Here is a 17277-nt window from a genome sequence, read left to right on the forward strand (position 1 = left end):
GGGTGGGGCGGGGAAAGAAGCCCCGCCCCACCCCCACCCGCACCTGGCTTCTCAGCCGACGGCAGTTTCCTCCGCCTCATGCGGATCCTGCGCCGTCTCCTCGGCCGCCTCCTCGCGTGGCGACGGAACCTCCGACGACAGCCGCGACTCCATGCGGACGCGGCGCTCGTCGGCCGCCGCACACAACGCGGCGATCGCGGCGTTGAAGCGCGCCAGCGACGGCGGGTCCGAGGGCCCCAGCAGGTGCTCCTTGAGTTCGGCGCGGGCCGCCGTGAAGAGGTCCTTCTCCGGGTGGCGTACCGACTCCAGCAGGGCGGGGACGCCGCCGGCCGAGGGCGTGAGGATGACGCCCGCGGACACCGTGGGGAAGCCCGTGCGGAAGTCCGCCTCGCGTATCCCGGACGTGTTGGCGACCGCGTACGGCTTCTCGCTCGAGAGCCAGTCGGACACAACCGACGACACATCGCTGATCAACAGGTCCGCCTGGTTGAAGCAGGCGAAGATCGCGGGCCGCGCGTCCGTGATGATCTGGTGCTCCCACTCCGGGAACGACGCCCAGTACGCCTTTTCCCAGGCCAGCGTGGCCTCGGCGATCGCCGCCTCACGGTCACCGCGCGGCGTCCCCTGGATCAGCATGCGCTCCATTTCGTCCGCACCCGGACGGAAGGACGTCTTCGTCAGCTGGTCCAACTCGGCCGTCCGTCGCACCAGTTCGGCCGCGGCCTCCGCATCCGGCCGGGAACCCGACCGCTTGGTGTTGGCCTCGCGGATCATCGCCATGATGCGCTCGTTCGCCGCCCCCGCACGCGGATCGACGGAACCGGTCAACGGGTGCGGCTTGTAGAGGAGCCGTACACCGTCGTCCGCGAGCAGCTGCCGCACGATGTTCTCGCCGGCCAGGATCACCGAGGTGTTGCCGGGGTTCCCGTCCCAGCCCTCCCACGTGGGCGCGTACAGCACGGTCGTGTACGGACCGGTCGGCGGGCCCGCGTACGGCCGGATCGGCGCGAGCTGCGGGCGGCCCACCTCCACGATGTCCTTGTCCTCGACGCCGACCTCCGCCAGCGCGTACCGCTCGCGGGCCGCGGGCCCGGCCACCCACACCTCGTCGTACGCCTTCGCGTACGGGTTGCAGGAGGACAGCTTGTCGCTCTCGCCGTGGTTGATGAACGCGTGCTTGATGGTGGGGATGCGCAGCACCTGCGAGGTCTTCGCGGCGTTGGCCGGGTGCAGCATCATCTTCAGCGTCGAGTTCTCCAGCGAGAACATCGTCGACACCTTCGGGAAGCAGATGATCGGCACGTCCGTCGCGTCGATCTTCTGCACCATGAACCGCTCACGCAGCACGAGGAGCGGCCTGGCGTCGATCGAGGAGAGCGTGGAGAGCCACATGTTCGCCTGGTACGCGGAGGTCGTACCGCCGGAGAAGTACATGCCGACCGTCGGCCGGTAGTCGGCCAGCCACTTGTCCAGCCAGTTCATGACCTGCTGCTCGCTCTTGGCGCGCTTCTTGGGGAGCAGCCAGGTGGCGAGGTACGCCGTGCCGCCGCCGATCATCGCCAGAGCGACGGTGACACCGATGGCGCCCCAGTACCCGTCCTTGGTGGCCGCCGTGAGCAGGAGGCCGGCCGTCGTAGGAATGGAGAAGGTGAGCAGCCGGTGGCCCTGACGGCGGGCCAGGATGCGCGGCGGCGCGGCGTTCAGGCGCAGGGCGGACGCGTCGATGTTGCGGGTGACGATCGGCAGCGTACGGGTGCGGCGGACCAGGACCGCGGCGGCCTGGCAGGCGAAGTGCAGGGCGTAGAAGACGCACACGGCGACCAGGAGCGGTGCCTGCTCGCTGCCCGCGTCGATGCCGTCGATCCGCAGGAGCCCCACCAGGACCAGCATGTCGCGCAGCAACTGACGGACCGTCGCATCAAAGCGGACCTTGCCCAGCAGCGCGAGCAGACCGGGGTCGCGATACTGCAGATAGACGTCGAGGGCGAGGCCCGCCGCGCTCACGGCGATGAACACCGGGACGTTCGGCAGCAGTGCGGAGACGATCTGGGCCGTGAAGAGCGCGAACATCGACAGCAGCGCGGCAAGCTGCGTGGTGCGGCGGGGGGAGAGGCCTGCGGAAGGCACGGGCTGGGCTCCTGCGGAGGGTTACGACGGATGAGGGGGCAGCGGGTTCGGTCGACCGAACACTACGAGGCCGATCCCTGACCGTATGACTTGGGCGGCCCGCCAAGCAATCTTCCCAAGGAGCTATCGCTGGATATCGGATGAAACCGCGGTGAACTTCTGGGGCGTACGTCACGGACGCGGCGTCGGCTCCCTGTGCACCGGCCGCACGTCCGCCCCTCGGAATGCGGCGGCGCCCCCTGCCCGTAATCACGTAGATTGCACGGACGGGGCTGGTCAGAACATTGGGGATGAGCGTGTCAGCGGCAGGGCAGGCGACGGCAGGACAGGCACACACCAGGCACGGGGTCGCGGACGCCCGCAGGGTCGTCGTCAAGGTGGGTTCCTCGTCTCTGACCACCGCGTCCGGAGGCCTCGACGCGGACCGGGTGGATGCCCTGGTGGACGTACTGGCGAAGGGGCGCAGTGGAGGAGAGAAGGAGATCATCCTGGTCTCCTCGGGTGCCATCGCCGCCGGCCTGGCCCCGCTGGGTCTGCGCCGCCGCCCCAAGGACCTGGCCCGCCAGCAGGCCGCCGCCAGCGTCGGGCAGGGTCTGCTCGTCGCCCGCTACAACGCCTCCTTCGCGCGCTACGGCGTCCGCGTCGGCCAGGTCCTGCTCACCAGCGACGACATGAGCCGCCGCGCCCACCACCGCAACGCCCAGCGCACCCTCGACAAGCTCCTGGCCATGGGTGCCCTGCCGGTCGTCAACGAGAACGACACGGTCGCCACGGACGAGATCCGCTTCGGCGACAACGACCGGCTCGCTGCCCTGGTGGCCCATCTCGTACGCGCCGATCTGCTGGTCCTCCTCTCCGACGTGGACGGCGTTTACGACGGCGACCCCACCAGGCCGGGTACGTCGCGGATCGCGGAGGTACGCACTCCGGCGGACCTCGCGCACGTCGAGATCGGCAGCGCGGGCCGGGCCGGCGTCGGCACCGGCGGCATGGTCACCAAGGTCGAGGCGGCCCGGATCGCGGCGGCGGCCGGTATCCCGGTCGTCCTCACCTCCGCCGTGCACGCTGCCGACGCCCTCGCGGGCCGGGACACCGGTACGCACTTCCACGCCACAGGGCGCCGCTCCGCCGACCGGCTGCTGTGGCTCCAGCATGCGTCCACCCCGCAGGGTGCGCTCACGCTGGACGACGGGGCCGTGCGTGCGGTCGTCGAGGGCCGTAAGTCGCTGCTGCCCGCGGGTATCGCGGCGGTCGAGGGCGAGTTCGCGGCGGGCGATCCCGTGGAGCTGCGCGACGCCACGGGCCGGGCGGTGGCGCGCGGGCTGGTCAACTTCGACGCCAAGGAGATACCGCAGCTGCTCGGCCGCTCCACCCGTGAGCTGGCCCGCGAGCTGGGTCCCGCGTACGAACGCGAGGTCGTACACAGGGACGATCTGGTCCTGCTGCACGCGTAAACGGCCGAAAGGGACAGCCTCCGCAGGGCTACGTTCGGTAAAACCGCCCCACGAAGCCGTCCCGCCTGCTCAACTTTGATTCAAGGAGCCCTCGAGATTCCGCGCTGCAGTAATCCATAACCCATTGCGAACCCACTGCGTAAAGGAGGCCGTCGTGAGACGAGTACGCCCCGGGGCGGCGTCCCGCGGTGGTGGCACCTCCCGCGCGGCCGGTGAGGAGCGGACCCTCACCAGCGTCGCGGCCGGAGACACGTACCAGGGTGAGGAACCGAAGGACCTGCCGCGGCTGTGGCACGTCACGCTGAGCGTCTCGGGCGACGAGGCCCCGCTGAACGACGTCCGGCGATCGCTCGAGCAGCTCGCCCACGATCATCCCTTTCTGCTGACCAGCCGGTACGCCGGCGACCACGCGGAGATCCGCTACTGGGAAGAGGCCCGCGACCTGCACGACGCCGCGGCCGTCGCGCTGCGCCTGTGGGGCGAGCACCGCCAGACCTCGAAACTCCCGCCCTGGGAGATCGTCGGCCTGGAGGTCATCGACCGCGAGACCTACCACCAGCGCATCGCCGAGGGCTACGGCCCGCAGCCGGCCACCCCCGTAGGCGTCCACCCGTTCTAGGGGGGAGTTCCAGGGGGGCGTTTTCGGCCCTGTCTCGGGTTCTGGAACAAGCGCTGGACGCCCCTGCGGCGAGCATTAGGCTTCCCTTCATGACCACGCTTTCGCCGTACGACTCGATGTCCCCGGTCACCCAGGCCGCCTACCGGGCCAAGGCCGCCGCCGCCGACCTCGCTCCGCTGCCGCGGGCCGAGAAGGACGACGCGCTGCTCGCGATCGCGGACGCCCTGGAGGTCCGTACGAGCGAAATCGTCGAGGCCAACGCCAAGGATGTCGAGCGTGCCCGCGAGGCCGGCACCAGCGAGTCCATCATCGACCGGCTGACGCTCACGCCCGAGCGGATCCGCGCCATCGCCTCCGACGTACGCGACGTGGTGGCGCTGCCCGACCCGGTCGGCGAGGTCGTCCGCGGCTCCACGCTGCCGAACGGCATCGACCTGCGCCAGGTCCGTGTCCCCCTCGGCGTCGTCGGGATCATCTACGAAGCCCGCCCGAACGTCACGGTCGACGCCGCCGCACTCTGCCTGAAGTCCGGCAATGCGGTCCTGCTGCGCGGCTCGTCCTCCGCGTTCGAGTCCAACACCGCCCTCGTCCGCGTCCTGCGCGACGCCGTCGGCGGCTCGGGGCTGCCCGCCGACGCCGTACAGCTCGTACCGGGTGAAAGCCGCGAATCCGTACGGGAGTTGATGCGCGCCCGCGGCCTCGTCGACGTACTCATCCCGCGCGGCGGCGCCTCCTTGATCCGTACCGTCGTGCAGGAGTCCACCGTCCCGGTCATCGAGACCGGCACCGGAAACTGCCATGTGTACGTGGACGCGCACGCCGACCTCGACATGGCGATCGAGATCCTGATCAACTCCAAGGCGCAGCGGCCGAGCGTGTGCAACGCCGCCGAGACGCTCCTCGTGCACCAGGACATCGCCGCCGAGTTCCTGCCGCGCGCCCTGGACGCTCTCGCCGAGGCCGGGGTCACCGTGCACGCCGACGAGCGGGTGCTGGCGTACGCCAAGGGCTCCAAGGCCACCGTCGTCGAGGCCACCACCGACGACTGGGACACCGAGTACCTCTCGTACGACATCGCCGCCGCCGTCGTCGATTCGCTCGACAAGGCCGTGGCGCACATCCGGCTGTGGAGCTCCGGCCACACCGAGGCCATCGTCACCACCTCCCAGCCGGCCGCCCGCCGCTTCACCCAGCTGGTCGATTCCACGACAGTCGCCGTGAACGCGTCGACGCGCTTCACGGACGGCGGCCAGTTCGGCTTCGGCGCCGAGATCGGCATCTCCACGCAGAAGCTGCATGCTCGGGGCCCGATGGGGCTGCCGGAGCTGACGAGTACGAAGTACATCGTCACGGGCGACGGGCACATCCGGCGCTGAGCAGGCCCCCGAAGAAGCTGTCTCGCCAGGTGGATGAATTTCCGTACCGTCTGCCCAAATTGAACCCCCAGGTCTACTCTGGTTCCGTGCCGGAGGACGTGGGGGGCACGCCGTTTCCTGACGGCTGGGAGCCCGACGACGACCGCGACCGCGGAGGCTCGGACGAAGAGTTCGCCTCCGTGGTCTTCGACGAGTCCTTCGTACGGGCGGCCACGGTCCATGAGCCAACCGCCGTCGAACGCCTCCTCGCCGCCGCGCAGGCCCGCGCGGAGGCCTCCGAGGCCGAGGCGCGGCGGGGGCGCACCCGGGGCCCACGCGGTGACGATGAGCGCTACGACGACTACGGACCCGACGGCCGCCATGATTTCGGCCATGATCCGGACCTGGACGATCTCGACGACCGCGAGTACTTCGACGGTCGCTACGGTCACTCCGGGTCGTACGGAAAACAGACCCGCTGGCACCGCCCCGTCGCCTGGATACTCGCCGTCGTGATGGGCGTCGGCATGGTCGCCCTCGCCTTCACGGCGGTCTACCGCGGCGGCTCCTCGGGCCGCCAGCCAGAGGTACCGCCGCCCGCCACGACAGGCGTCGAACAGGGCAGCGGAACGCGCCCTTCGGCCTCCGCCGACTACTCCCAGCCACCCGTCCCGGCGGAACCGCGTACGCCTTGAACTTGTCGCGTACGGCGGCGTTTACGTGAGGTTCCTGAGACCTACTCTGAAAGTATGGGCGGGCTAGGAGACCCACCGGAGGGGACACCCGACGGTGCTTCCGGTGGCGGTGAGGAAGAGTACCGATCCGTCGTCTTCGACGAGTCGTTCGTCCGAGCTGCCCGTCTCCAGGAGTTCTCCGCTCAGGAACGGATCGCCGATCACGCCCCGGCCGTGCGCCGCCGCCCGCCGCTGCGTCGTGGTCTGTCCCGGCAGGTGCTGATCCTCGTTCTGCTGATCGCCGTCGCCTTCGGCACGGCGATCTACATGGGCGTACGGCACCCGTATCAGGCGCCCGCCGCGAAGCCGCCCGAGCCGCTGCGGATGACGGTCATACCCCTCGCGCCGCAGGGCGCGGTGCCGGGCGCCGCGGACACCGGGCTGCTGTACGCGCGCAGTCCGGCCGATCAGTTCCGTATCGGCGCCGACGGGATCACGATGCCCGCCTCCCGGCGCACCGCCCATTTCTCGGACAGCCAGGTCGTCACCGCGCTCACCACGGCGAAGGACTACCTCGTCGAGTCGGCGCTCGACCCGGACGTGCTCACCGGCGGCGCCACCCGGCCCGTACGGCTCCTGCTCGATCCACAGCAGCTCGACCAGTTCGACCAGAGCTTCGACCGTCCGGCCCCGGACGGGCGGCACGCGCCCACCGGCTGGCTGGTCCGCTTCGACCCTTCCCACGCTCAGCTGGCCGACTCCCAGATCCGGGTGCAGGGCACGCTGCAGGCAGCCGAGACCGATGCCGACACCCTTGAGGTGACGGCCGACCACACCTTCGTCTACGCGCTGCGGCCGACGGGCTCGGAGGACGGTGCCAAGGCCTCGCTGTTCACCGTGCGGCGCGAGCTGCATTTCCGGTTCGACCGCGATGATCTGCGGATGCACCAGGCAGAGCTGGTGGGCTCGTACGTCCAGGCAGGGCCGCTCGCCTGCGCCGAGGACACGACGAGCCGTCTGCGCCCGCTGCTCGCGGGGCAGACGGCCAAGGCGGGCGGACCGGCCGGCACCGACCCGTACGCGACGGGCGGTGCCACGGCGCTGTGCGGGTCGCTGTCGGCCAGTGCCCAGCCCCGGGTGTAGTCGCCCAGCCCAGGGTGTAGTCGTCGGGCTTCTTCGTGCTGATCAGGCGGTGCCGTTGGGGCTCTCGTCGTCGGGGCGGTCGTCCTGCGGCCGGTCCTTGGGGGAGCTTGTGCTGGAGCCGCTCGCGAAGCCGCCGAAGCCGCGCCGGACCCGGCCGCCGATGTCGCCCGCGCCGCCCGCGATGTCCGTGACCAGCTTCATCAGCGGGTCCTTGGAGCTGCGCACGTGGGTGGCGTAGGCGGAGGCCGACTCGCGGAAGGAGTCCGTGACCTTGGTGTCGCCGTCCTCGTCGCGGCGCGGGTAGTGGCCGTCCATGATCCGCTGGTAGTCGCGGGACTCGGCCCACTTCTTCAGCTCGGCGGCGCGCACCGTGGTGAAGGGGTGGGAGCGGGGCAGGACGTTCAGGATCTTGAGCACGGAGTCGCGGAGGTCGCCCCCGGCCTCGTACTCCTCGGCCTGGGCGAGGAACGCGTCCACGTTCATCTCGTGCAGGTGGTTGCCGCCCGCGATCTTCATCAGGCCGCGCATCGAGGCCTGCAGATCCTGGCCGACCAGGAGGCCCGCGCGGTCCGAGGACAGCTCCGACTTGCGGAACCACTCGCGCAGAGCCGTCACGATCGCCATGATCGCGAGGTTGCCGAGCGGGATCCAGGCCACCTTCAGCGCGAGGCTCGTGAGGAACAGCAGGATGGTGCGGTACACCGAGTGGCCGGACAGCGCGTGGCCGACCTCGTGGCCGACGACCGCCCGCATCTCCTCCTCGTCGAGCAGCTCGACCAGTCCGGTGGTGACGACGATGATCGGCTCGTCCATGCCGATGCACATCGCGTTCGGCTGGGGGTTCTGGCTCACGTACATCGGTGGGACCTTCTCCAGGTCCAGGATGTAACAGGCGTCCCGCAGCATGTCGTTCAGGTGCGCGAACTGGGCGTCCGAGACCCGTACGGAATCGGACAGGAACAGCAGCCTCAGGCTGCGCTCCGGGAGCAGTCCGCTGAGCGCCTTGAACACCGTGTCGAAGCCGCTGAGCTTGCGCAGGGCGACCAGGGCCGAGCGGTCCGCGGGGTGCTCGTACGCCCGGGAGGAGATCCCCTCGAAGCGCCTGCGCTGCCTGCTCGGTACGTTCTCGTGGCTTTCTTCTGGCATGTGGTCCCCCATGCGTCTGGTTGCCTCCTGTGCCCCCAAGGCGGGGTACAGCCTAGGCGGATATACCGTGGACGTGCAGTACAGCGAAGGAGTCGCACGTCATGGAGCACCACCCCCAAGCCTGGCTCGCCGAAGCAGCGAGCGCCGCGCAACAGCAGGGACCGGGAATTCTGCTCCGTGTCGTGTTGATAGTGATGGTCGTCGGCTGCGTTTTGGTTGCCTGGTTCCTGCTGCGTGGCTACAAGCGGGACGACTGAGCCCCGCACGAAGTTCCCGGCAACGCATGAGAGCGGCATTCCCGGCAAACGGCTGAAGCGGCGTGATGCACGCGGCGGAGAGCGGGCGTGACGGAGTCGGCGTGATCCGGTTGGCGGCGCCCGCTTACGATGGCCCTACGTCTGTATCCCGATCCCGCCCACACCGGATAGGTCCTGCCGAAGATGAGCTTCCACAGCACCGCTGCCCAGTTGGCCTCCCTCGCCGCCGAGGGCGGAGAGCACAGCGGCAACCACGAGAGCCTCAGCGCCTACCTGACCGGCGGCGGCGCGCTCTTCGTCCTCCTTCTGCTGCTGTGGATCACCACCCGCTTCAACCGGGACCGCTGACGTCCGCGGGGCGGGGCTCAGGGACCGGGCCGGTAGGGTCTGCACGCATGGGAGAGCAGGACATGCCGAGCGGTCGGTTGACGGGCCGGGAGAACAGCCCGGCCTCCGGCCCGTCGAACCCGGGCAAGCGCCGCCTCGGCGTCATGGGCGGAACGTTCGACCCGATCCACCACGGCCACCTCGTCGCGGCCAGTGAGGTGGCCGCGCAGTTCCACCTGGACGAGGTCGTGTTCGTGCCGACCGGGCAGCCGTGGCAGAAGACCGACCGCAAGGTCTCCCCGGCCGAGGACCGCTATCTGATGACGGTCATCGCGACCGCCGAGAACCCGCAGTTCTCGGTGAGCCGTATCGACATCGACCGCGGCGGCCCGACGTACACCACGGACACCCTGCGCGATCTGCGGGCGCTCAATCCCGATACGGACCTCTTCTTCATCACCGGCGCCGACGCGCTCTCCCAGATCCTCACCTGGCGCGATGCCGAAGAGCTGTTCTCCCTCGCGCACTTCATCGGGGTCACCCGGCCCGGCCACGCGCTGACCGATCCGGGCCTCCCGGAGGGCGGTGTCTCGCTCGTCGAGGTCCCCGCGCTCGCCATCTCGTCCACGGACTGCCGAGCCCGCGTCGCCAAGGGTGACCCGGTCTGGTATCTGGTGCCGGACGGTGTGGTGCGCTACATCGACAAGCGTGAGCTGTACCGCGGCGAGTGAGGCGAGTGAACCGAGAGGGGCACCGGTGAACGACCGATACGACGCTGGGTACGGGGGCGACCAGAGTTACCAAGGTGATGTGAGTTACGAGCTCGTCGGCTACGACGATTTCGGGCAGCCGGTGTACCGGCAGGTGCCACCGCCGTCCCAGACGCCGCAGGGGTACGACGCCTACGGTGCGCAACAACAGGGGCAGCAGGGTTACGGGTACGACCCGTACGCGAACGGTCAGCAGCAGACGCCGTCGTACGACACCGGCAACGGCCATCAGCAGCCCGGCGCCTCGTACGGGTCATACGGCTCGCAGGGCTCGTACGACCCCTACGGCGCGACTGCTCAGGCGCCCGCTCCGGCCCCTCCAAACTCGTACGACCCCTACGGGCAAGCCGCGGGCAGCGGCCAGCAGCCCCGCGTCGCCGAGCAGACCGCCTACATCCCCCAGCAGGCGGGGCCGCCCGCCGAGCGGACGGAGGCCGAGGAACCGGCGGACGGGCAGCGGGACGACCGCGACTACCGCACCGAGCAGTTCACCTTCGTCGAGGAGCCGACCGACGACTCCGAAGACGTCATCGACTGGCTGAAGTTCACCGAGAACCGCACCGAACGGCGCGAGGAGGCCCGCCGCCGGGCCCGTGGTCGCGTCGTCGCCCTGGTCGTGGTGTTCGCCCTGGTCGCGGTGGGCGGTGTCGGCTACCTCTGGTACGCGGGGAAGCTGCCCGGCACGTCGTCGGACGCGAAGACCGGCACCGCGACGGCCGCGGGCGCCCAGAACCGCGACGTGATCGTCGTCCACTTGCACAACACCAAGGGCGGCGGCACCGCGACGGCGCTGCTCGTCAACAACACCACCACCAAGCAGGGCACCACCGTCCTGGTCCCCAACTCCCTTGCCGTGTCGGACGACAACGGCACTACGACCACGCTCGCCAAGTCCGTGGACGACGACGGCACCTCCGGGACGCGTGAGGCGATCGACACCGTGCTCGGCACGGACATCGAGGGCACCTGGCGCCTCGACACCCCCTACCTCAGCAACCTCGTCGACCTCGTCGGCAGCATCGACATCGACACCAACGCGAAGGTGCCGGACCCGGACGCCAAGCGGAAGGGCGAGGCGCCCCTGGTCAACAAGGGCGAGGGCCAGACGCTCAGCGGAAAGATGGCCGTCGCGTACGCCACCTACCGTGGCTCCGGGGAGGCGCAGAACGCGCAGCTGGAGCGGTTCGGGCAGGTCATGCAGGGCGTGCTGCGCAAGGTGTCGTCGGATCCGCAGGCCGCGACGACCACCGTGCAGACGCTCGCGCAGATCATCGAGCCCCCCTTGACCGACAAGGACCTGGGCACCTTCCTCGCCAAGCTCGCGGACCACGCCAAGGGCGGCGACTACAAGTCCGTGCTGCTGCCGGTCCAGTCGGACGGCAGGCTGAGCACGAAGGCGAGCGACAGCGTGGTCAAGGACGTACTCGGCGGGGCCGCGAAGAGCCCCGAGAAGGACGCGGCCGTCCAGGTCGGCATCAGGAACGCCACCGGCAAGAAGGACGCCACCGAGCAGGCCCGCGTCGTCCTGCTGAACGGCGGCTACGCCTTCGTGGACGCCGGCACCGATGCCGCCCAGACGGCGTCCCGGATCACGTACGCCGACGCCGCGAAGAAGGCGGACGCCGTGGAGGTCGCCAAGACCCTGGGCCTGCCGACCAGTTCCGTGAAGAAGGCCAAGGGCGCCTCGAACGCGGATGTGTCGGTGGTCCTCGGCCAGGACTACGAGGTGGGCGGCTCGGCGGGCTAGGGCCTGATCCGCCGGACAGGTAACGGCGTGGGTGGTGTCGGCGGTCCGTGAGACCCTTGGGGTAACCCCTTGGGGACAACTGACCGCCGACGGAAAGCCTTGGTAGTGACCGCCACTGACCGCTCTCTCGAGCTCATCAACACCGCCGCGCAGGCGGCCGCCGACAAGCTCGCGCACGACATCATCGCGTACGACGTCAGCGACGTGCTGTCGATCACGGACGCCTTCCTGCTGGCCTCCGCGCCCAACGACCGCCAGGTCAAGTCGATCGTCGACGAGATCGAGGAGCGGCTGAACAAGGAACTCGACGCCAAGCCGGTGCGCCGCGAGGGCGACCGCGAGGCCCGCTGGGTGCTGCTCGACTACGTCGACATCGTGGTGCACGTCCAGCACAGCGAGGAGCGCGTCTTCTACGCCCTGGAGCGGCTCTGGAAGGACTGCCCGGAGCTCGACCTGCCCGCCGAGGCCAAGGCCACCCGCGGCAAGGCCGCCGAGCACGCCAAGCTGCAGGAGGCTCAGGACGCCGGACTGGGCGGTGAGCTGCGTTGAGCGCGGGAACGGGGGCCTCGGACGGCAGGCCGCTGTCCGAGACCGGCAAGGCCGGCCGGGGCCGCCGTGTCATCCTGTGGCGCCACGGGCAGACCTCGTGGAACGTGGAGCGCCGCTTCCAGGGCACGACCGACGTCGAGCTCACCGAGGCCGGCCTCGATCAGGCCCGCCGCGCCGCCCGGCTGCTCGCCTCGCTCAGGCCCGACGCGATCGTCGCCTCGGACCTGAAGCGAGCCGCCGACACGGCCGCCGAGCTGGCCGCCCTCACCACCCTCGACGTGACCCACGACGAGGGCCTGCGCGAGACGTACGCGGGCGTCTGGCAGGGCCTGACGCACGAGGAGATAATCGCGCGCTACGGCGACGAGTACGCGGCGTGGAAGCGCGGTCAGCCGGTGCGCCGTGGCGGTGGCGAACTGGAGACCGAGGTCGCCGACCGCGCCGCTCCCGTGGTGCTCCGGCACGTCGAGAAGCTCCCCGACGACGGCACGCTCGTGGTGGTCAGCCACGGCGGCACCATCCGCACCACCATCGGCCGCCTCCTCGGCCTGGACTCCCACCACTGGGAAAGCCTCGGCGGCCTCTCCAACTGCTGCTGGTCCGTCCTGGGCGAGGGCGCCCGCGGCTGGCGCCTGCTGGAACACAACGCGGGCACGCTGCCGGAGCCGGTCCTGGGAGACGACGACTGACGGTGTACGAGGCTCACCAATCGGATTAGCGAAACGTAGTGATCCTGTGGCAGAGTGTGACGCGCACGCCCGGCGCCCAGGCGACGTCGGGCACCCTCCTCGGCTTGGCCTTGCGGCCTGGCCGACCAGCGTCCGGAGGGACGTGTCACGCGGGCTGGCGACTTCGGTCGCCCGGCGCCAGGGCACGCAGGCGATTGGCTCAAGCTGCTGAGCAACACTCAGTTTCCCTAAGCCGATCAGAGACGCTAAAGTTCCTCTTGTTCGCCCCGCCGGGCGGGAGGACACAAGGGGCTATAGCTCAGTTGGTAGAGCACCTGCATGGCATGCAGGGGGTCAGGAGTTCAAATCTCCTTAGCTCCACACAGGCGCTACGGCGTGAGGATCCCGTTCCCCACAGGGGGAGCGGGATTTTTCGTGCTGGTCGGCACACTCTTCTTGAATCGCTTGAGTCACTTGGGCCCGGGAGGCGTATACCTCTTGGGAGGCGCCCCTCGTTGTACGTTCGCGCTGGCTGTGACAGGTGTCGCGGCCGCCGTGTCCGGACTGGTACGCAGGCGTCGCTGACCGTATTGGTCCGGCCGTGGCAGAATCAAACGGCCGGAAGGGGGCGCGGCCCGACGGGAGGGAGTTGGCGATGCCTGCGAGCATCCTCGGGGAGGTCGACGACCGCCTCGAGGCTGAGGTGATACGCGACCGGATCACCCGCCTCGGCTGCCCTTCCTGCGGATCGGCCCACGTCGCCCAGGTTCTCGGCGACAACGGCGGGATCTCCTACGTGTGCACGGCCTGCGGCCACAGTTGGAGCTGAGCGATGGGTGCACACAGGCGGAAATGCGATTGGTGCGGCAGTGGTACGCCCATCGTCCGCGACATGGAACCGGTCAACCACGACTACCAGTACTGGTGCGAGGAATGCGCGCGGGCGCTGATCATAAAAGGCGACCCGATCGAGACGTACCGCGAGCTGGAGGGCGAGCCGATCTACGGCCGGCTCCTCGACGAACACTGCACGCTCAAACGCTTCTATTCGTTCGCCACGTCCTGACCCGGGGCCCCCGTAAACGATTTGGTGGTGCACCGGGAGGACCGTGTAATGTTGGCGTCGCCGCCGGGTCAACCGGACGGACACGCAGGACACGCAAGGGGCTATAGCTCAGTTGGTAGAGCACCTGCATGGCATGCAGGGGGTCAGGAGTTCAAATCTCCTTAGCTCCACAGCAGATGAAGAGTCATACAGAAGGCGGGCCATCCGATCGGATGGCCCGCCTTCTGTATGTACTGCCTCGCGCGTCGTCGTTACGTCGCGTTCAGCGGCCGCTGCCGAGCGCGCGGCGACCGCGTCCCTGGCCGCGCTGCGACAGGACGGGCAGGTTGTTGCGGGCCGGGCCCCCGGAGTTGTCCTCCTCGATGCGCAGCGCGAGCGCCGGGCAGCGGCGTACGGCGCGCATGGCCTTCTGCTCGGCGTAGCGCGGCACCTGCGCCTGGGCGACGGTCGGGAACCCGTCGGCGCCCAGCTCGAAGACCTCCGGGAGGATGTCGGCGCACAGGCCGTGCCCTCGGCACAGCGTCCAGTCGACGTGGATCTTCTGGCGGCTGGGGCCGGACTCCAACTGCCCCTGGCCGCCCGGGATACCGGTGGGGACGCCGCCGACATCGAAGAGCGGCAGTACGCCCTCCACGGGCCTGCCGCAGCCGTTGCCGAGGACGTGCGCGGCCAGGTCGTCGGTGAACGCCTTGAGGGTCGACTCGAGGAACATCGCGGAGCCGTCCGGGTGCGAGCACGCACCGCGCCGCTTCACCGCATGGGCGACCTGCTTGACCGCTTCCAGGGCGGCGGGGCCGCCGCCGTTGAGGATGTCCTCCATGCCGCGGGCCGCGGCGGGCAGACCGAGATAGCAGGGACCGCACTGTCCCGCGCTCTCCTCGGCCAGCCACTGCGCCACGCGCAGCGACTCGCCCAGTGGGCAGGTCTCCTGGCTGATCGGGAGAATCGCGCCCGCGCCGAGCGAACCGCCCACCGCCGCAAGGGAGTCACGCGAGACGACCGCCTCGTTGACCGTGGCCGCGTCGATCCACTTGCCGTGGTAGCCGCCGGTCAGCACGCCCTGCGGGACCGGCGGGGCGCCGGCGAGCTGGAGGACGTACCGCAGCGGCACACCGGTGGGCATCTCGATCACCATGGGGCGGGCGACGGCGCCGGAGACGGTGACCATGACGGTGCCGGGCTCGTCGTACAGGCCGGTGTTGCCGTAGCGCTCGGAGCCGATGCGGGCGGCGATCGCCAGCTGCGCGAACGTCTCGGCGTTGGACAGCAGTGTGGGGGCGCCGCCGACGCCGCTCTGCGAGGCGCTGATCTTGCGGCCGGGCGGGATCGCCGGCCCGCCGTCGATGGAGCGGATCAGCGATGCGGCGGCGCCGGTCACCATGCGCACCGGGTTGCGCTGCACACGGGCCCGGAGGACCGAGCCGCGCCGGTTGTTCAGGCCCCGCTCGGCGAGCGCGGCCTCCATGGACTTCTGGGTGGACTCCCGGGTCACACCGACCACGAGGGTGCGGGCACCGAGTGCCTCCGCGACCAGCAGGGCGCCGTCCAGGATGAGGTGCGGAGCGCGATTGATCAGCACCGTGTCCTTGCGGCAGGCCGGCTCGTCCTCACTGCCGTTGACGACGACCACGGGCCGCACGCCGCGCTTGATCGCCGACTCGGCGACCGACCGCAGCTTCTTGTGGAAGGGGAAGCCCGCGCCGCCGCGGCCCTTCAGGGATATCCGCTCGGCGAGCTGCGCGAGCTGTTCTCCGCCCATCGGCTCGAGCGGACCGTGCACCTTGAGGTGCATGTCCAGGTCGAGTCTTTCGACCAGGTCGAAACCCGAGGTGAGCTGGGGAAGTCCGACCACACGGACCTCGGGGACATCAGGCAGAGCGGCGTTCACCAAGAGCCTCCGGAAGGCGCGTTCCAGGGTTCGCCGGAGCTGGGTGCGTCGAACGCACCGGGCAGCGTTTCAGTGGCGGGACCGCTGTCGTACGTGTCATTCGTGTTGTACGTACCAAGGGGGTCGTTCGACTCACCGGTGTCGTAGAAATCATTGGATCCGTACGGCGAGGGGGTGTCGGGAGTCACGTAGGGCATGTTGCCCGTGTCGTAGAACGGGCTGTTGTACGGGGCCGGCGCCTCGGAGGGGGGCGGCGGGGCCTCGTACAGCTGCGGGGACGGGGCCGGCCAGCGGGGGGCGTTGTCGTCGACGGGCGGGAGCACCTCCGTGGGCTGCATGTCCGTCGGGAGGCCCTGCATGCGCTGGGTCGGGTCGGGCTGGCCGATGGGGGCCTGGATGCGCGGGATGCTGCCGGTGTTGGACACGGCCCGGTAGGCGGCCGAGAAGCCGCCGGTGTCGGTGAGCGGGTTGGACCCGGTGTCCGTGAACGCGGCGCGCTGGCCGGTGTCGTACAGCGAGGCGCCTGCCCCCGTGTCCGTGAGGGCGGCGCGCTGGCCGGTGTCGTACAGCGAGGCGCTCGACGGGGAACCCGTCCGCTGCCTGGGCACCTTCCCCTCCGGGAAGCCCGGACGTGAACCGGCGCCCTGCAGCCGGGACTCGGCGGCGGTACGACGTCCCGGGGGCTCCGCGCGTAGCGCGCCGTTGTTGTTGCCGATCATTTCCCGGAGGCGCTGGGCGACCTTGCGCCGGAACGGCGGCGGAGATGCCCGCAGGGCCAGCGCCCCGCCGACCGCCGCGAGGCTCAGGCAGTACAGGATCGTGAAGACCGGCTTCGCCTCGCGGCCGGTGAACAGGCCGTGGACCAGCGCGAAGCACCAGGCCGGGTAGGCCAGGCTGTGCATCATGCGCCAGCGGGAGGCGACGGGTGCCGAGGTCGCGAAGCGATTGCGCAGGATGCCGGTCACGGCCACGAAGATCATCATCAGGCTGGCCAGGGTGCCCAGGCCGATGAAGATGGCCCGGCCCAGCATCTCGTCGTTCGAGCCGACGAGTCCGAACGGGATGATCGCGGCGATCCACGAGGTGTGGGCCAGCGCCAGCTTGGTCCCGATGTGCACCAACATGAACACGACTGCGGCGACCGCGGTGATCCGGTGCACCGCCTGCGCCAGCATCCGCTGGCGGGCGTCAAGGAAGATCCTGTCCTGGGCGACGAGTCCCCAGATCACAGAGGCGCTGAGGCAGACGAGGGACAGGACGCCTGTACCGAAGTTGAGGAACTCCGCGAACGCGTCGTCCACCGTGCTGTTCAGGTCGCACCCTGGGCAGTCCGCCGCCAAGGGCTGGCTGTCTGAGGTCACGACATACCTCCCAACATCACGACGAAGGGTATGAGCGACAACGCGCCCGCGGTGATCCCACCGCGGGCTGAGCAGCCCGGTCGGGGAACCGGGCTGTTACTGCGTCGAGTGTTCATGGGGGGTGTC

The 17277-nt window shown here is 69.9% G+C and carries 17 protein-coding genes and 2 tRNA genes; 15 read left to right on the top strand and 4 right to left on the bottom strand.

Translation table 11 applies throughout. The features are described from left to right. Positions 1 to 51 precede the first annotated feature (51 nt). Positions 52 to 2127, bottom strand: a complete 2076-nt coding sequence (locus tag G6048_RS22160; RefSeq protein WP_165341332.1) for a hypothetical protein — start codon at positions 2125 to 2127, stop codon at positions 52 to 54. Positions 2128 to 2417: 290 nt separating this feature from the next. On the opposite strand from G6048_RS22160, the gene proB reads away from it, so the two are divergent. From proB to G6048_RS22185, 5 genes are all read left to right on the top strand, one after another. After that, complete coding sequence (gene proB / locus G6048_RS22165; RefSeq protein ID WP_165341333.1) at positions 2418 to 3581, top strand: glutamate 5-kinase; 1164 nt, start codon at positions 2418 to 2420, stop codon at positions 3579 to 3581. A gap of 154 nt (positions 3582 to 3735) precedes the next feature. Next, on the top strand, positions 3736 to 4200 hold the full coding sequence (locus G6048_RS22170) for a hypothetical protein (protein WP_165341334.1): 465 nt from the start codon (positions 3736 to 3738) through the stop codon (positions 4198 to 4200). An 89-nt stretch (positions 4201 to 4289) separates the two neighbouring features. Continuing rightward, entirely contained in the window at positions 4290 to 5576 is a 1287-nt protein-coding gene (locus tag G6048_RS22175) for a glutamate-5-semialdehyde dehydrogenase (protein WP_165341335.1), read from the top strand. Between the two features lie 86 nt (positions 5577 to 5662). Beyond that, entirely contained in the window at positions 5663 to 6250 is a 588-nt protein-coding gene (locus G6048_RS22180) for an SCO2584 family spore wall biosynthesis protein (protein WP_165341336.1), read from the top strand. A 54-nt stretch (positions 6251 to 6304) separates the two neighbouring features. Beyond that, positions 6305 to 7372 carry an SCO2583 family membrane protein gene (locus G6048_RS22185; RefSeq protein ID WP_165341337.1) on the top strand — a complete coding sequence of 356 codons (1068 nt, stop codon included), beginning with the start codon at positions 6305 to 6307 and terminating at the stop codon, positions 7370 to 7372. 42 nt (positions 7373 to 7414) lie between these two features. Here the strand turns inward: G6048_RS22185 and G6048_RS22190 are convergent, their stop codons facing one another. Next, entirely contained in the window at positions 7415 to 8518 is a 1104-nt protein-coding gene (locus tag G6048_RS22190; RefSeq protein WP_235990172.1) for a M48 family metallopeptidase, read from the bottom strand. Between the two features lie 101 nt (positions 8519 to 8619). Here G6048_RS22190 and G6048_RS22195 point away from each other — a divergent pair, with 101 nt between their 5' ends. From G6048_RS22195 to G6048_RS22240, 10 genes are all read left to right on the top strand, one after another. Continuing rightward, complete coding sequence (locus G6048_RS22195) at positions 8620 to 8775, top strand: hypothetical protein (protein ID WP_165341339.1); 156 nt, start codon at positions 8620 to 8622, stop codon at positions 8773 to 8775. A gap of 183 nt (positions 8776 to 8958) precedes the next feature. Then, positions 8959 to 9123: a hypothetical protein gene (locus tag G6048_RS22200; protein ID WP_165341340.1), complete on the top strand. Its 165-nt coding sequence runs from the start codon at positions 8959 to 8961 to the stop codon at positions 9121 to 9123. A gap of 47 nt (positions 9124 to 9170) precedes the next feature. Next, a complete protein-coding gene (gene nadD / locus G6048_RS22205; protein ID WP_165341341.1) occupies positions 9171 to 9833 on the top strand; it encodes a nicotinate-nucleotide adenylyltransferase in 663 nt (220 codons plus the stop codon). 25 nt (positions 9834 to 9858) lie between these two features. Beyond that, positions 9859 to 11619 (top strand): LCP family protein, encoded by a 1761-nt coding sequence (locus G6048_RS22210; protein ID WP_165341342.1) that lies wholly within the window; start codon positions 9859 to 9861, stop codon positions 11617 to 11619. Between the two features lie 105 nt (positions 11620 to 11724). Continuing rightward, positions 11725 to 12168 carry a ribosome silencing factor gene (gene rsfS, locus G6048_RS22215; protein WP_165341343.1) on the top strand — a complete coding sequence of 148 codons (444 nt, stop codon included), beginning with the start codon at positions 11725 to 11727 and terminating at the stop codon, positions 12166 to 12168. Continuing rightward, the gene (locus tag G6048_RS22220; RefSeq protein ID WP_235990175.1) at positions 12165 to 12857 is read left to right on the top strand and encodes a histidine phosphatase family protein; all 693 of its coding nucleotides are present in this window, start codon (positions 12165 to 12167) and stop codon (positions 12855 to 12857) included. Before rsfS ends, G6048_RS22220 begins: the two co-directional genes overlap by 4 nt. Before the next feature lie 287 nt (positions 12858 to 13144). Beyond that, a tRNA-Ala gene (locus G6048_RS22225) sits at positions 13145 to 13217 on the top strand. A 274-nt stretch (positions 13218 to 13491) separates the two neighbouring features. Continuing rightward, positions 13492 to 13665 carry an IS1 family transposase gene (locus tag G6048_RS22230; protein ID WP_165341344.1) on the top strand — a complete coding sequence of 58 codons (174 nt, stop codon included), beginning with the start codon at positions 13492 to 13494 and terminating at the stop codon, positions 13663 to 13665. Between the two features lie 3 nt (positions 13666 to 13668). Beyond that, the gene (locus tag G6048_RS22235; RefSeq protein WP_165341345.1) at positions 13669 to 13902 is read left to right on the top strand and encodes a hypothetical protein; all 234 of its coding nucleotides are present in this window, start codon (positions 13669 to 13671) and stop codon (positions 13900 to 13902) included. Positions 13903 to 13999: 97 nt separating this feature from the next. After that, positions 14000 to 14072, top strand: a tRNA-Ala gene (locus G6048_RS22240). 92 nt (positions 14073 to 14164) lie between these two features. Here G6048_RS22240 and G6048_RS22245 read toward each other — a convergent pair. Continuing rightward, on the bottom strand, positions 14165 to 15790 hold the full coding sequence (locus G6048_RS22245; RefSeq protein ID WP_165341346.1) for an NADH-ubiquinone oxidoreductase-F iron-sulfur binding region domain-containing protein: 1626 nt from the start codon (positions 15788 to 15790) through the stop codon (positions 14165 to 14167). Next, positions 15787 to 17151, bottom strand: coding sequence for a cytochrome b/b6 domain-containing protein (locus G6048_RS22250; protein WP_408056154.1), 1365 nt, complete (start codon positions 17149 to 17151; stop codon positions 15787 to 15789). Before G6048_RS22250 ends, G6048_RS22245 begins: the two co-directional genes overlap by 4 nt. Positions 17152 to 17277: the final 126 nt, after the last annotated feature.

Origin of the sequence: Streptomyces ureilyticus, assembly GCF_011045025.1 — a bacterium.
Classification (GTDB): domain Bacteria; phylum Actinomycetota; class Actinomycetes; order Streptomycetales; family Streptomycetaceae; genus Streptomyces; species Streptomyces ureilyticus.